Source organism: Tardiphaga sp. 839_C3_N1_4 (genome assembly GCF_051811045.1).
GTDB lineage: Bacteria > Pseudomonadota > Alphaproteobacteria > Rhizobiales > Xanthobacteraceae > Tardiphaga.
The window spans coordinates 2,480,051-2,494,608 of record NZ_JBPWQD010000001.1; the positions used below are offsets into that span (position 1 = coordinate 2,480,051).

Genomic DNA, 14,558 nt, shown 5'->3' on the forward strand with positions numbered 1-14,558 from the left:
TTATTTGTGAATATCCTGTTGCTATCGAGCGAATATGCTCCCGCACGCGGCGGGATAGGCACCTACGCCCACGAGATCGCATTGGCCGCAACGCAGCTCGGCGCGCGGGTGACGCTGGTCGCTCCCGATTACGCACAGGATATGTCAGCCGACGATCGCACCATGCCCTTCGCAATCCACCGCTTCAGCGGCGGATTGCATTCGGCGCGCGATCTGCCCGCCAAGATCATGCTGGCGCGCAGCCGCATCGGTACGGCTCCGTTCGATGTGGTGCATGCCGCCGACTGGCCCTTCTTCATTCCGGTCGCACTCGCGCGCGGCCGCACGCCGGCGCGGATGCTGATGACGGTGCACGGTACAGAGATCAACGAGACGCAGACGCCACTGAAGCGACTGGCGATCCGCTTCAGTGGTGTGTTCGGGCCACGCACCGAGGTCGCTGCCAACAGCAACTTTACACGCGAGCTGTTCCGCAAGAGATTCACGATCGACGAACGCCGCATCCATGCCATTCGCCTTGGCGTCTCCGATTTCTGGTCCGGCCGGCGCAGCGACCGCGCTGCCACACGCGCGATCTATGACATTGCGCCAGACCGGGTCGTCATAGTCACCGTGGCGCGGCTCACGCGGCGCAAGGGACATCACCTCACGCTCGCCGCACTGGCGCAGCTTCCTGACGAATTACGTCAGCGCATCACCTGGCTGGTCATCGGTCCGCAGGGAGAGGCTGACTATGTCGATGAGCTTCGCGGCATGATCACGGCGTCGGACTGCGACATCAGGCTGCTCGGCGCACTATCGAATGAAGAAATCCGCGATATCTACGGTGCGGCGGACTTCTTTTGTCTGACCGGTGTGCCGGATTCGTCCGGCCGCGTCGAAGGCTTCGGTCTCGTCTATCTCGAGGCTGGTGCCACAGGCTTGCCGAGCGTCGCGAGCAATATCGGCGGCGTACCCGATGCCGTGCTCGCCGGCCAGTCCGGCCTTCTGGTCGCCCCCCGCGTCGACATGATCACCCATGTGATCCGGCAACTGGCCGAAAACGATGAGCTGCGGGCGCGCCTCGGCGCTGGCGCCACCGCACATGCGCGAGATCTGTCCTGGGAACGCTGTGCCGCGGAAACTTATGGTTTGAAGCGGCCATCACCATCGGAGGATGCCTTGCAGACCGGATCGGAGCTGAGGGCATCGGCATGAAAAAATTTGCTGCCATTGTCACTTTGCTCGTGCTCGCCGCAGGTACTGCGCAGGCCGACAACTGCAACAAGAGCCGGGAATATCTGCTCGGCGGTCTTGCAGGCGATCTGACCATGCCGCCCCAGGCCTATGAAGGCCTGTTCAAGGTCTGCACCGCGACGGCGACGATGCCGAACGTCAAGGATGCCTACATCCTGAAGGATGGGGCCATCGCGGTGATTCCGAAACAGGACACGGTGGCCGCCACCGCGGCGACGCTGTCGCGATTCTGCGATGCCAACCCCAGAGCCACGCTACGCTTCATCTCCGCCAAGGAGCTGGTGCTAACAAAATCGACATCGGGCATTGTGCAGATGTCGTCAGGCTCCGCAACATCGTGCAAGAAGATCAAGGGTCTCACCTGAGCCAGAGGGAAATGCCGCCATGCTGAAGCGCATCTTTCGCTCCTCGTCCGAGACATTCCGGACACGCTCCCCGGAACGCGATCGCATCACCGATGAACGGCTGGTTCTTGCCATTGCGGCGACCATCGACTCCGGCCTGCGCAGTGCAGAATACGAGCATGACGGCCTGAAGCGGCGACTGGAAGACGTCATCTCCATCGCCGCAATTGTCGGCGGTAACGAGATCGAGGACGTCAACAGTCAGTCGGATCCGCGGGCGGAACTTCTGCAAAAATCGGACGACGAGATCCGCATCGGCGAAGCACGGCTGCGGACGCTCGAAAACAACATCGAGCATTTCAGATCGCTGAAGCGGGACCTGAGACGGCGTTTCCCAGGCATCAATCTCGATGCGGCCGAGCCGGCGCCAAAATAGCGGTTTTCCACCGATCAAGATTCGGCGGATCAGCACGCCACGCGCCGATCAGCGACACCACCACACCCTTCAGGGTGATCGATGCCTCGTAGCCGAGTTCGGTGCGATCGGGCATACTGACTGTGTAAATGTTATCCCTCACCTCGCTGCTGGTCGCCACCCGTACCGTGATCGGCCGCGCATGCCTCAATCCTGCCCCAGGGCTTCGCCCAAGGGGACCGACCGGAGTATCCGCTTCCATGACCGATCGCGCCGACGCCATTGCCGCCAAGATCGAGACCTTCATCCGCACCGAGGTCGTTCCCTATGAGAAAGACCCACGAACAGGCGCGCACGGCCCGAGCGACGAACTGGTGCAGGAGCTGCGCGACAAGGCGCGCAAGGCCGGCGTTCTGACCCCGCACATTCTTGCGGATGGATCACATCTGACGCAGCGCGAAACGGCTATAGCCCTGATCAAATCCGGCCTTTCGCCGCTAGGCCCGCTTGCTTGCAACACGATGGCGCCCGATGAGGGCAATATGTATCTGCTCGGCAAGGTCGGCACCGCCGAGCAGAAGACGCGTTTTCTGGAACCGCTGGTGTCGGGCAAAGCACGTTCGGCATTCTTCATGACCGAGCCGGCAGACGAAGGCGGCGCAGGCTCCGATCCGTCGATGATGCAGACCACCTGCAGGCTCGATGGCAATCACTGGGTGATCAACGGGCGGAAGAAGTTCATCACCGGTGCGGAAGGCGCCAAGGTCGGCATCGTCATGGCGAAGTCCGACGACGGCGCGTGCATGTTCCTCGTCGATCTGCCCGATCCCGCAATCCGCACCCTGCGCGTGCTGGATACGATCGACAACTCGATGCCCGGCGGCCATGCGGAGATCGAGATCGAAAACCTGCGCGTCCCCGCAGACCAGATGCTTGGCGCCTCGGGCGACGGATTCAAATACGCGCAAATCCGCCTCAGCCCGGCGCGCCTGTCACATTGCATGCGTTGGCTGGGTCTTGCGATCCGCGCCAACGAGATCGCGACCGACTATGCCTGTCGTCGCCATGCGTTCGGAAAGCCCCTAATCGATCACGAAGGCGTCGGCTTCATGCTGGCGGAAAACCTGATCGACATCAAACAGTCGGAACTGATGATCGACTGGTGCGCCGATGTGCTCGACACCGGCTCGCTCGGCACGGCCGAAAGTTCGATGGCCAAGGTGGCCGTGTCGGAAGCGCTGATGCGGATCGCCGATCGCTGCGTTCAGGTGATGGGCGGCACCGGTGTGTCCGGCGAAACCATCGTCGAACAGGCCTTCCGCGAGATCCGCGCGTTCCGCATCTATGACGGTCCGACCGAAGTCCACAAATGGTCGCTCGCCAAGAAGATCAAGCGCGACTGGAAGGCGGATCAGCAATGACGCGCACGGCGAAAGCCGTTGCTGTTTGATCGAGTGCTGCGACCATTTAGGGATGGCGTCAGGAGGTCGATGGCCATCCTGAGGCGGCGCGCGGGTGCCGAAATTGCCAGACGTCTCGCTTGAGACAGCCCCCCAATCAGCAACCCCGCCCCGAACCTGCTGACCGGCAGGTCAATGACGTTCTCTCGTACAATCAATTCCGAGAAAACTCTCCTACATTCACCGCCGTGCCAGCAGGCTTCTTCCGAACATGGTGCCATCGCATCTGCGTGCTGGACCATTTTGCTGATTTCCTGAAGTGTAATTGCGAATTGTTGAAACCGCGACACTTGGCTCGCACAAGCCGGCATTGAAGAAACACACCATGAAGACAGCAAGATTTTTGCACGTCGGCGCGCTCGCGTTGGGCTTTGTCGCGGCGACTATGCAAGGCGTTCGAGCCGAGACGGCCCAACTCCGTATCGCGCAGCAGTTCGGGATCGCCTATCTCCCGCTCATCGTCGCGAGCGAACGAGGCTTGATCGAGGACGAAGCCAAGGCGCTTGGCATCACGCCGCCGAAGATCGAATGGCTGCGGCTCTCGGGCGCCGCATCGATGAATGAAGCACTGATTTCCGGCGGACTGGATTTCGCGACCGCCGGCATCACGCCGATGATCCTGACCTGGGACAAGACGCGGACCACCGCCAAGATCATCGGCGTCGCCGCCTTGGGATCAATGGCCAATATCCTGACCACCAACAATCCGAACATCAAGACACTGGCCGACTTCACCGAGAAGGACCGCATCGCGCTGCCGTCGGTCAAGGTCGGCTTCCAGCCGATCGTACTGCAGATGGCGGCCGACAAGGCGTTCGGCAAATACGACAAGCTCGACGAACTCACCGTCAGCATGCCGCATCCGGACGCAACGGCGCAGATCCTGTCGGGTCGCTCCGAGATCACGGCACATTTCACGTCGCCACCGTTCTCGCAGCAGCAACTCGCCAGCGGAAAAGTGCACCAGGTGCTGAACAGCTACGACGTGCTCGGCGGCCCGCATACGTTCAACGTGGTCTATGCCACCACCAAATTCGTCAATGACAATCCGAAGACGATCCAGGCCTTCGTGCGCGGCCTCGACCGCGCCAATGACTGGATCAAGGCCAATCCGAAGGAGGCCACCGCGCTATACATCAAGGCGGAAAACTCGAAGCTTGCGCCGGATTTCGTCGAGGGCATCATCCGCGACAAGAACATCAACTTCACGACAATTCCCGAAGGCGCGCAGAAATTCGCCGACTTCGAGGCCAAGGTCGGCCTGATCAAGCAGGCGCCGGCGTCGTGGCGGGATCTGTTCTGGTCCGGCCTCGGGGAAAAGCCGGGAAGCTGACGTGAACGTCGCGCCGCGATCGGCTGACTTCGTCGGCGACGCCGTAACGGCGCCGCTGCTGGCGCTCGACCATGTCAGCATCAGCTATCCCACCCGCGACGGCATCCTCACGGCCGTCGAGGATGTCAGCTTCACACTGTCGGCCGGCGAGCGGCTGGTGCTGCTCGGCCCGTCCGGCTGCGGCAAGTCCACGCTGCTGCGCGCAGTCGGCGGTTTTCTGAAGCCAAGCACCGGCGAGATCCGGCTACACGGGCGGCCCATCGATGCGCCCGGCCCTGACCGCATGACGGTGTTTCAGGAATTCGACCAGTTACTGCCGTGGCGCACGGTGCTCGGCAATGTCCGCTACGCACTGCAACGCGGCAAGTCGCTGCCGCGCTCGCAGGCGGAAGAGGTGGCGCGCCACTGGCTCAGCCGCGTCGGGCTGAAGAATTTCGTCGATACCTATCCGCATACGCTGTCCGGCGGCATGAAGCAGCGCGTCGCCATCGCCCGTGCCTTCGCGCTCGAGCCGGCATTGCTGCTGATGGACGAGCCGTTTGCGGCACTGGATGCGCTGACGCGCCGGCAAATGCAGGACGAACTGCTGAAGCTGTGCGAGGAGACCGGCAGCACGACCCTGTTCGTCACTCATGGCATCGACGAGGCAATCCGCGTCGGCACCCGCATCCTCGCACTGACGCCACATCCCGGCCGGCTGGCCGCGACATTCGACGTGCCGCCCGACACTCGCATCCGCGGCACCGCGCGCTTCGCCGAGTTGGAACGACAGATCCAGCAGAGCGTTTTCGCCGACCCGGAAACCGAACATGTCTGATATTGCTGCGCCGAAACTGGTGCGCGCGCCCGCTTTGCGGCGCGTGTTCGATGGTACGCCGTGGCGCCGCGCCGTGATCCTCGCGGGCTTTGCGCTGATCTGGGAGCTTTATGCGCGCTGGCTCGACAACGCGTTGCTGCTGCCGACCATGGGCGCGACTTTGTCGGCGCTGTGGGCGGCGATCGTCTCCGGTGAACTGCCGGACCGCACCCTGACGTCGCTGCGCGTCCTGATCACCGGCTATGCGCTGGGCGTCGCCGTCGCCGCGGTCCTCACCACCCTCGCCGCACTGTCACGCTGGGGCAACGAAGCGCTCGGGCTGCTGACATCCATGTTCAATCCGCTTCCCGCCATCGCGCTGCTGCCCGTTGCATTGCTGTGGTTCGGCATCGGCACGCCGAGCCTGATCTTCGTCATCGTCCATTCCGTGCTGTGGCCGGTGGCGCTGGCCTGCTATGGCGGCTTCCTTGCCGTGCCGCCGACGCTGCGGATGGCTGGCCGCAATCTCGGCCTGTCCGGCGGCCGCTTTGTCGTGGAGATTCTGGTGCCCGCGGCATTTCCGCAGATCCTGTCGGGCCTGCGGATCGGCTGGGCCTTCGCATGGCGGACCCTGATCGCGGCCGAACTGGTGTTCGGCGTCAGTGCCCGTTCTGGCGGTCTCGGCTGGTTCATCTACACCAGCCGTGCACAGTTGGAGACGGCCAGCGTGTTCGCGGGACTGCTGACGGTGATCCTGATCGGCCTCGTCGTCGAAGGGGTTATCTTTCGCACATTGACGCGGATCACGGTGCAGCGCTGGGGCCAGGAGCAGGCCTGAGCGAGCAATCTGCGGCGGCAATACCGGAAGCACAACGTTCTCCGGATGGCGGCATTGTGCAGAGCGATCAACCCATGATCGTCCCGGTTTTTGGAATTCCCCAGATCGCCTGCTTGGGACTCTAATGCGTCATCGGTGATGGCGCCTTTCACGCCCCAATGCAGGACAACGACAATGCATGCCAGACGAATGATCTTGAAAGCCGCCATCGCCATGGGTCTCGGCGTGGCTGTCGTCTCCGCTCCCACGCTGATCGGTTCCGGATCAGCGCACGCGCAAGAGAAGACCGTCCGGATTGGCTTCCAGAAATACGGCAAGCTGGTTCTGCTGAAGAGCAAAGGCAGCCTTGAGCCACGCCTGAAGGCGCTTGGCTGGTCCATCAAGTGGACGGAGTTTTCGGCAGGCCCCGCGCTGCTGGAAGCCATCAATGTTGGTGCGCTCGATTTCGGTAACACCGGCGAGGCGCCGCCGATCTTCGCGCAGGCCGCCGGCGCACCGATCCGCTATGTCGCCTACGAGCCGCCAGCGCCCAAGGGCGAAGCGATCCTGGTGCCGAAAGGCAGTCCGATCAAATCGGTCGCCGAGCTGAAGGGCAAGAAGGTCGCACTCAACAAGGGCTCCAACGTTCACTATCTCCTCGTCAAGGCGCTGGAGAAAGCCAACGTCAAATATTCCGACATCACTCCGGTGTTCCTGGCGCCGGCTGACGCGCGGGCGGCGTTCGAGCGCGGTGCCGTGGATGCCTGGGTGATCTGGGATCCGTTCCAGGCGGCCGCTGAAGCCGCGATCGAGGCGACAGTTCTCGCCGACGGCACCGATACCGTGTCGAACTACCAGTTCTATCTGTCATCGCAGAAATTCCTGGAATCCGATCCAAAGGTGGTCGATGCGATTCTCGAAGGCCTGCGGGAAGTCGACGACTGGGCCAAGACAGACATCAAGGCCGTGGCCGAGCAGTTGAGCCCGTCGGTCGGCCTGCCGGTTCCCGTCCTGGAGGTCGCGCTCAAGCGGCAGGCCTACGGGATCAAACCGATTGATCGCAAGGTCATCACCGAGCAGCAGCAACTGGCCGATACGTTTCTCGCACTCGGACTGATCCCGAAAGCCATTGCCGTAGCCGACGCCGCCGGGACACCCGCACCATGACCGCTGCCGACGACGCTCTCAAGATTCTCTGGTTCCTGCCGACCAGTGGCGACGGCCACTATCTCGGAACCACGGCCGGCGCGCGCGAGGTCGATTTCGACTATCTGCGGCAGATTGCGCGTGCCGCGGACAAGCTCGGCTATTACGGGGCCCTGCTCCCCACCGGGCGCAATTGCGAAGACTCCTGGGTCATCGCATCGGCCATCGCGCCGTGGACGGAACGATTGCGCTATCTCGTCGCGGTGCGACCCGGACTGCAGTCGCCCACGGTAGCGGCGCGCATGACTGCCACGCTGGATCGCCTGACCAACGGACGGTTGCTCATCAACATCGTGACGGGCGGCGATGCCGTCGAGAACAAGGGCGATGGCGTCTTCCTCGATCACGACGAACGCTATGAGGTCACCCGTGAGTTTCTGAATGTTTACGCGCGGGAGCTCGCCGGCGAAGCCGTCACTGTCGCGGGCAAGCACATCACGGTCGAAGACGGCCGCATCCTCTACCCGCCGATCCAGACGCCCCACCCGCCGTTCTATTTTGGCGGATCGTCGGATGCCGGGATCGATGTCGCCGTCGATACCGTCGACAAATACCTGACCTGGGGCGAGCCCCCGGCGCAAGTCGCGGAGAAGATCGCACGCGTGCGCGGGATCGCCGAGCAGCGCGGCCGCAAGATCACGTTCGGCATTCGGCTGCATGTCATCGTCCGCCATACCAACGAGGCGGCATGGAAGGCCGCCGACGAACTGATCGAGCATCTCACCGACGACACGATCGCATCCGCGCAGCAAATTCTCGGGCGAATGGATTCCGTCGGCCAGCAGCGCATGTCGCAATTGCACGGCGGCCGGCGCGACCGGCTCGAGGTCAGCCCGAATCTGTGGGCCGGTGTAGGCCTGGTGCGCGGCGGCGCTGGCACGGCGCTGGTCGGCGATCCCGCCACGGTCGCCGCACGCATCCGCGAATATCAGGACTTCGGCATCGATACGTTCATCCTGTCTGGCTATCCGCACCTCGAAGAGGCCTATCGGTTTGCCGAACTGGTATTCCCGCTGCTGTCGCTGCAACGGACCGACAATGTCCGGCAGTTCCGTGCCAATACCGGCCCGTTCGGAGAGCCACTCGCCGATCACCGCCGGGCGATTGCAAAAGTTTGACGCGCCACCGGTCTTGATCTCAGCGGCGCAACGACGCCGCGGCATCTGGAGGACACCACGTGACGAAACAGATTCGCCTCAACGCATTTGCCATGAACTGCGTGGCGCACCAGTCGCCCGGCCTGTGGACGCATCCCGACGATCGCTCCGGCGACTATAATCGCCTGCCCTACTGGCTCGATCTCGCGCAAACGCTGGAACGCGGACGGTTCGACGGACTGTTCCTTGCAGATGTGCTCGGCGTCTACGACGTGTTCGGCGGCAATCCGGACGCGGCATTGCGCAATGCCGCGCAGGTGCCGGTGAACGACCCGCTGCTGCTGGTGTCAGCGATGGCTGCCGTCACTGAGAATCTCGGTTTCGGCGTGACCTGTACGCTGTCTTACGAGCCGCCCTATCCATTCGCCCGCCGGATGTCGACCCTGGATCACCTCACCGATGGCCGCATCGGCTGGAACATCGTCACCGGCTATCTCGACAGCGCCGCCAAGGGCATGGGCAAGGCCAGCCAGAACGCCCATGACGACCGCTACAATGTCGCCGAAGAGTATATGGAGGTCGTCTACAAGCTGTGGGAGGGCAGCTGGGAAGACGACGCCGTGCAGCGCGACAAGGCGCGCGGCATCTTCACCGAGCCGTCGCGTGTTCACCGCGTCCAGCATTACGGCGAGAACTACACGCTCGACGCCATCCACCTCTCCGAGCCGTCACCGCAACGAACGCCGGTGCTGTATCAGGCCGGAACGTCGCTGCGCGGAAAACTGTTCGCCGCGCAACACGCCGAATGCGTGTTCATGTCCGGTCCGTCCGCAAAGGTGATCGCGCCGCGCGTCGCTGCGATCCGCGCGCTTACGGCAGAGACAGGGCGCGACCCGTCTGAAATCCTGATGTTCAGCATGATGACGGTGATCCTCGGCCGCACCGAGGAGGAAGCCGCCGCGAAGCATGCGGAGTATCGTCGCTACATCAACCATGAGGGCGCCCTGACGCTGATGTCCGGCTGGACCGGCGTCGATTTCTCGACCTATGACCTCGACCAGAAGGTGGAGCACGTCCACAACGAGGCCGGCCGCACGGCGATGGACAATATCACCCGCGCCGATCCCGATCGCACCTGGACGGTGCGCGAGGTTGCCGAGCATGTCGGCATCGGCGGCATCGGGCCAATCGTGGTCGGAACGCCGGAGCAGGTGGCGGACGCCATCGAGGACTGGGTCGCGCAGACCGACGTCGATGGCCTGAACCTCGCCTTCGCGATCTCGCCAGGAAGCTTCGAGGACATCGTCGATCTCCTGGTTCCGGAACTGACCCGGCGCGGCATCTACAAGAGTGCCTATACGCCCGGCACGCTTCGCGAAAAACTGTTCGGTGCGGGTCGCGCACGGCTGCAGGTGCCGCATCCAGCCTCCTCGTTCCGCCCCGCGCTGCCATCCGCTATCGCCGCGGAGTAACGGCCCGAACGACTCGACGTCGGCCTTCCGCCCGGGCTGGCACCAAAACAGCAGAAGGATCGACGCATGCGGGGCGCTCTGATCATTCCGGGCCTTCACGGCTCGCCGGACGGCCACTGGCAGACCCTGTTGCAGAGCCATACGCCGTTTGCGCGCCGCGTCGAGCAGGACGACTGGGACGCACCTGTGCTCGATCGCTGGGTGGAGCGACTTCTGTCGAGCGCAGATGCCAATCCCGGCGCGATCGCAGTCGCCCACAGTCTCGGCTGTATCCTCATTGCCCATGCAGCACTGCGGGTGCCGGACATCAAAATCGGCGGCGCACTTCTGGTCGCACCGGCCGATGTGGAAACGAACACCGACGCATTCCCGCAATTGCGCAACTTTGCACCGATGCCGACGACATCCCTGCCGTTTCCGAGCATCGTCGTCGCCAGCAGCAACGATCCCTTCATGTCGCTGCAGCGAGCGCGCATGCTGGCCGAGAGCTGGGGCTCGGACTTCGTCAATATGGGCGATGCCGGCCACATCAATATCGCGTCGGGCTTTGGCTGGTGGCCAGCCGCGCATGGCATGGTGGACGCTCTCGTTGTGACAGCCGACGCGGCACAACAGCGAAAGACCCGGCTGTTCAGGGACATGCCAGGCAAACGAATTCCGGCGGCTTAGGCGTCATTTGCGTCGTCATTGCGAGAAGCGTTTGCGACGAAGCAATCCAGTCTTCCTTTGTAGCTTTCTGGATTGCTTCGCTGCGCTCGCAATGACGAACTCCTGGACTAGTTTCAATCAATCATGCTCTGGAAAGGTCAGCTATCGCCGCATTTGCAGACGAACGCACGAAAGCACTCTCGATGGCGGGGATCGATGACAACAAGGCCCTGGTGTAATCATCGGCCGGGTTGGAAAACACCTGATCGACCGGTCCGGATTCGACGATCCGCCCGCGGTGAAACACCAGCACACGATCGGCGATATGCTGGACGACGCCCAAATCGTGAGAAATGAAAAGCAGCGCCGTGCCGAGGCGCGCCTGCAGCTCGCTCAGGAGGTCCAGCACCTGCGCCTGGATCGAAACGTCGAGCGCCGACACCGGTTCGTCGCAAACGATGATGTCCGGCTCCGCCGCCAGCGCACGTGCAATGGAGACACGCTGCCGCTGGCCGCCCGACAGCGACCGCGGGTAACGACCGAGATGCCCCGCGTTCAGACCGACCTGCTCGAGCAGCGCGACGATGCGGTCGCGCTTTGTGCGCGCATCGCCGGTCAGGTTTTCGGCAATCACATCGGCGACCCGGTAGCGCGGATCGAAACTGCTGAGGGCATCCTGCGGGATATATTGCAGCCTTGCGCGCAGCGCGCGCCGCTCGGCCTCCGCCACCCCGGACCAGCGCTGCCCGAGCAGGCGCACCTCGCCCTCGTCCGGCGCAAGCAGGCCGAGCACGATCTTGGCGCATGTCGACTTGCCCGAACCGGACTCGCCGACAATGCCTACGACCTCACCGGCCTTTACAGCAAAGCTGACCTGGTCCAATGCCGGAAGAGACGGTTCGCGGCCCGCGGTCCGCCGCGATACGTATCGCTTCGATATGCCGTCCACCTGCAGCACCACGGCGTCATCCGATGGCTTGCGGGCCGGAAGCGGCTTACGGACGATGATCGACCCGTTTGCGCTGCCGCCTTCGGCGCCGGCGACGTCAAACCGCGCGGAGGCGAGCAGATGTCCCTTTGAAGCAGCGGATGGAATCGCAGCAAGAAGCTGGCGCGTATAGGGATGGCGCGGACGGCGCAAGACATCCGCCGTAGCTCCGCTGTCCACGATGCGGCCGTCGCGCATCACGATCACCCGATCGGCGATTCCGGCCACGACAGCGAGATCATGGCTAATCAACAGCAGCCCGGCGCCTTCCCGCACGCGCTCGGCCAATACGGCAAGCACCTGCGCCTGGACGGTGACGTCCAGCGATGTGGTCGGTTCGTCTGCGATGATGAGATCCGGGTCGGCCGCAATGGCCGACGCAATCAATGCGCGCTGGCGCAAACCGCCGGAGAGCTGATGCGCATATTGTGCAGCTCTATGTTCGGGATCGGGAATGCCGACCTTGCGGAGCACATCGGTGACACGTGCGGCAACTGTTTGTCGCCCACGTAATGTCCGATGCGCGGAGAGCGCCTCGCCGACTTCCTGGCCGATAGTGCGCAGCGGATCCAGCGACACCAGCGCGTCCTGCATGACAAGGCCGGTGACCGTGCCGCGCAGCTTGCGCCAGTCGGCTTCGCGAAACTGCAACGCATTACGGCCCTTGATCTGGAAACGGTCAGCGTCGATCTCGGCCCCATCGCCGGACAGGTTTAGCAGGCTGCGTGCGGTAATGCTCTTGCCCGATCCGGACTCGCCGACCAGCGCCACGCATTCGCCGCGGCGGATCGTCAGGTCGAAGTTCCGGACGATAGGCGCGCCGCCATTGGCGCCAGCAAAACCAATCGAGAGCCCCTCGATGTCGATCAGCAGATCATCGGGCTGCGGAACGACCAGATATGGTTTGTCGGTCATGCCAGCCGTCCCTCGAACCGTTTCTGGATGGCATTGCCGACCAGCGTGAAGGCGATCACGGTCAGTGTGATGGCGAGGCCGGGAAATACGCCGGGCCACCACGCCACGCGCAGCACGTCGCGACTCTCCGCCAGCATCACGCCCCATTCCGGCGTCGGAGGCTGCGGGCCGAGCCCCAGAAAGCTGAGGCCCGACACCGCGAGGATCGTATTGCCGATATAGACCGTCGCGATCACCGGCACGGCGACCAAGACATTCGGCAGCACGTGGCGGATGAAGATCTGCCAGCGGCCGAGGCCATAGACGACCGCATGCGTCACGTAATCGGCATCGCGCACCAATTGCGTTTGGGCACGGATGACGCGACCGAATTTCGGAATGCCGGCAATGCCGACCGCGATGGCGATGTTGAGCATACCCTGCCCCAGAAACGTGACCACCAACATCGCCAGCAGCACGCCGGGGAACGACGACAGCACGTCGAACACGCGCGACGTGGCCTCATCGAGAAAGCGGTTACGCTGTCCGGCGAGAATGCCGAGCACGATGCCGAAGGCCAGGCTGATCGCCATGCCGCCGAGCCCGATCAGGAGCGAATAACGCGTGCCGTGGATGGTCCGCGCGAACACGTCGCGGCCGAGCCGGTCGGTGCCGAACAGATGCTCCCAGCTCGGCGGCTTCAGCCCCAGCACGTAATCGCCGATCAGCGGATCGAACTGGGTGAAGGCGCGTGGGAATGCTGCGGCCAGAAGCAGCACGAACAGGAACGCCAGCGAGATCGCAAGGCCTGGCGACAGCAATCGCGGCGCGATCACGGCCGCCGTCGTCACCGGTTCCACCGCACCGGGCGGGTTAACCTGCGGGTCGAGCGCGACGGACAAGTCCGCGAGCGGACGCGTTTGAATGTTCATTGCGCCCTCAGTCTCGGGTCGATCAGCAGATACAGGATGTCGAGCACAGTCGACGCAGCGACATGGATGAAAGCGGCCAGCAGCACCACGGCCAGCACCACCGGTACGTCATGGGTCAGCACGGCGCCGAGCGTCACGGTGCCGAGACCAGGGCGTCCGAAAACTTTCTCGGTGATCACGGCGCCGCCGAGCAGTCCGCCGATCAGCCAGCCGCCGAGCGTCACCGCCGGCAACAAGGCGTGCCGCAACACATGGCGCGCGCGGATCATGAGCTCGCCGACGCCGCGCGAACGCACCGTGGTGACGAAGGGCTGATCGAGCGTCTTCTCCATCGCCTCGCGGAGCACCTGCGCCAGGAGGCCCGCCGTCGGCAATGCCAGTGTCAAGGACGGCAGCACAATCGATTTCCAGCCGCTGGCCCCGGACACCGGAAACCAGCGCAGCGTGAACGAGAACGCAATCAGCAGCAGAATGCCGAGCCAGAACACCGGCGTCGACGCGAATACCAGTTCCAGAAAGGATGCGATCTGGCGCGAGATGCGCCCACGCCCTGCCGTGAGCAATGCAAGCGCGACTGCGATCACGATGGCCAGAAGTCCGCCGAGCAGTGCCAGTTGCACCGTCGGCATCAGTTGTGATCCCACCACCTCGGTGACGGGCTGACGCAGCACATAGGATGTTCCGAAATCGCCCTGCAGGATGCGCAGAAGAAAATCCAGGTACTGCGCGGGCAAACTGCGGTCGAGCCCCCACTCCGCCGCAATCGCCTCGCGCAGCCCTGGATATTCCAGATCGCCCGCCAGGATATCCTGGATGCGCCCCGGCAAGGCGTGCAGCGCCAAGAATGCCGCCGTTACACTTGCCCAGGCCACCACGAGACTGGTGAGCAATCTGGAAATGATACGAGACCACATGATCTC

The 14,558-nt window shown here is 63.5% G+C and carries 14 protein-coding genes; 11 read left to right on the forward strand and 3 right to left on the reverse strand.

Translation table 11 applies throughout. The features are described 5' to 3' along the window. Positions 1–6 precede the first annotated feature (6 nt). From AB8A38_RS11835 to AB8A38_RS11885, 11 genes are all read left to right on the forward strand, one after another. Positions 7–1,197 (forward strand): glycosyltransferase family 4 protein, encoded by a 1,191-nt coding sequence (locus AB8A38_RS11835; protein WP_439086123.1) that lies wholly within the window; start codon positions 7–9, stop codon positions 1,195–1,197. Then, positions 1,194–1,601, forward strand: a complete 408-nt coding sequence (locus AB8A38_RS11840) for a hypothetical protein (protein WP_439086124.1) — start codon at positions 1,194–1,196, stop codon at positions 1,599–1,601. Before AB8A38_RS11835 ends, AB8A38_RS11840 begins: the two co-directional genes overlap by 4 nt. Positions 1,602–1,620: 19 nt before the next feature. Next, positions 1,621–2,016 carry a hypothetical protein gene (locus AB8A38_RS11845; RefSeq protein ID WP_116664041.1) on the forward strand — a complete coding sequence of 132 codons (396 nt, stop codon included), beginning with the start codon at positions 1,621–1,623 and terminating at the stop codon, positions 2,014–2,016. Positions 2,017–2,255: 239 nt separating this feature from the next. Further along, a complete protein-coding gene (locus tag AB8A38_RS11850) occupies positions 2,256–3,416 on the forward strand; it encodes an acyl-CoA dehydrogenase family protein (protein ID WP_439086125.1) in 1,161 nt (386 codons plus the stop codon). A 364-nt stretch (positions 3,417–3,780) separates the two neighbouring features. After that, positions 3,781–4,788, forward strand: coding sequence for an ABC transporter substrate-binding protein (locus AB8A38_RS11855; protein WP_439086126.1), 1,008 nt, complete (start codon positions 3,781–3,783; stop codon positions 4,786–4,788). A gap of 1 nt (position 4,789) precedes the next feature. Then, the gene (locus AB8A38_RS11860; RefSeq protein WP_439086127.1) at positions 4,790–5,605 is read left to right on the forward strand and encodes an ABC transporter ATP-binding protein; all 816 of its coding nucleotides are present in this window, start codon (positions 4,790–4,792) and stop codon (positions 5,603–5,605) included. Next, on the forward strand, positions 5,598–6,422 hold the full coding sequence (locus tag AB8A38_RS11865) for an ABC transporter permease (RefSeq protein ID WP_439086128.1): 825 nt from the start codon (positions 5,598–5,600) through the stop codon (positions 6,420–6,422). Before AB8A38_RS11860 ends, AB8A38_RS11865 begins: the two co-directional genes overlap by 8 nt. A gap of 213 nt (positions 6,423–6,635) precedes the next feature. Continuing rightward, positions 6,636–7,568: a sulfonate ABC transporter substrate-binding protein gene (locus AB8A38_RS11870; protein WP_439088507.1), complete on the forward strand. Its 933-nt coding sequence runs from the start codon at positions 6,636–6,638 to the stop codon at positions 7,566–7,568. Beyond that, positions 7,565–8,725, forward strand: coding sequence for an FMNH2-dependent alkanesulfonate monooxygenase (gene ssuD / locus AB8A38_RS11875; protein ID WP_439086129.1), 1,161 nt, complete (start codon positions 7,565–7,567; stop codon positions 8,723–8,725). The genes AB8A38_RS11870 and ssuD overlap by 4 nt, the downstream gene beginning before the upstream one ends. Positions 8,726–8,784: 59 nt before the next feature. Further along, positions 8,785–10,176 (forward strand): LLM class flavin-dependent oxidoreductase, encoded by a 1,392-nt coding sequence (locus AB8A38_RS11880; RefSeq protein WP_439086130.1) that lies wholly within the window; start codon positions 8,785–8,787, stop codon positions 10,174–10,176. 66 nt (positions 10,177–10,242) lie between these two features. Next, complete coding sequence (locus AB8A38_RS11885) at positions 10,243–10,845, forward strand: RBBP9/YdeN family alpha/beta hydrolase (RefSeq protein WP_439086131.1); 603 nt, start codon at positions 10,243–10,245, stop codon at positions 10,843–10,845. Between the two features lie 121 nt (positions 10,846–10,966). Here the strand turns inward: AB8A38_RS11885 and AB8A38_RS11890 are convergent, their stop codons facing one another. From AB8A38_RS11890 to AB8A38_RS11900, 3 genes are read right to left on the reverse strand one after another with little or no spacing between them, the layout of a single operon-like run. Further along, on the reverse strand, positions 10,967–12,727 hold the full coding sequence (locus tag AB8A38_RS11890; RefSeq protein WP_439086132.1) for a dipeptide ABC transporter ATP-binding protein: 1,761 nt from the start codon (positions 12,725–12,727) through the stop codon (positions 10,967–10,969). After that, the gene (locus AB8A38_RS11895) at positions 12,724–13,638 is read right to left on the reverse strand and encodes an ABC transporter permease (protein ID WP_439086133.1); all 915 of its coding nucleotides are present in this window, start codon (positions 13,636–13,638) and stop codon (positions 12,724–12,726) included. The genes AB8A38_RS11890 and AB8A38_RS11895 overlap by 4 nt, the downstream gene beginning before the upstream one ends. Then, positions 13,635–14,552 carry an ABC transporter permease gene (locus AB8A38_RS11900; protein WP_439086134.1) on the reverse strand — a complete coding sequence of 306 codons (918 nt, stop codon included), beginning with the start codon at positions 14,550–14,552 and terminating at the stop codon, positions 13,635–13,637. The genes AB8A38_RS11895 and AB8A38_RS11900 overlap by 4 nt, the downstream gene beginning before the upstream one ends. Positions 14,553–14,558 lie beyond the last annotated feature (6 nt).

Excerpts from the sequence above, each read along its gene's own strand:
- AB8A38_RS11840 (WP_439086124.1), top strand. The coding sequence starts at position 1,194 with ATGAAAAAATTTGCTGCCATTGTCACTTTGCTCGTGCTCGCCGCAGGT.
- AB8A38_RS11845 (WP_116664041.1), top strand. The coding sequence starts at position 1,621 with ATGCTGAAGCGCATCTTTCGCTCCTCGTCCGAGACATTCCGGACACGC.
- AB8A38_RS11850 (WP_439086125.1), top strand. The coding sequence starts at position 2,256 with ATGACCGATCGCGCCGACGCCATTGCCGCCAAGATCGAGACCTTCATC.
- AB8A38_RS11855 (WP_439086126.1), top strand. The coding sequence starts at position 3,781 with ATGAAGACAGCAAGATTTTTGCACGTCGGCGCGCTCGCGTTGGGCTTT.
- AB8A38_RS11865 (WP_439086128.1), top strand. The coding sequence starts at position 5,598 with ATGTCTGATATTGCTGCGCCGAAACTGGTGCGCGCGCCCGCTTTGCGG.
- AB8A38_RS11870 (WP_439088507.1), top strand. The coding sequence starts at position 6,636 with ATGGGTCTCGGCGTGGCTGTCGTCTCCGCTCCCACGCTGATCGGTTCC.
- ssuD (WP_439086129.1), top strand. The coding sequence starts at position 7,565 with ATGACCGCTGCCGACGACGCTCTCAAGATTCTCTGGTTCCTGCCGACC.
- AB8A38_RS11885 (WP_439086131.1), top strand. The coding sequence starts at position 10,243 with ATGCGGGGCGCTCTGATCATTCCGGGCCTTCACGGCTCGCCGGACGGC.
- AB8A38_RS11890 (WP_439086132.1), bottom strand. The coding sequence starts at position 12,727 with ATGACCGACAAACCATATCTGGTCGTTCCGCAGCCCGATGATCTGCTG.
- AB8A38_RS11895 (WP_439086133.1), bottom strand. The coding sequence starts at position 13,638 with ATGAACATTCAAACGCGTCCGCTCGCGGACTTGTCCGTCGCGCTCGAC.
- AB8A38_RS11900 (WP_439086134.1), bottom strand. The coding sequence starts at position 14,552 with ATGTGGTCTCGTATCATTTCCAGATTGCTCACCAGTCTCGTGGTGGCC.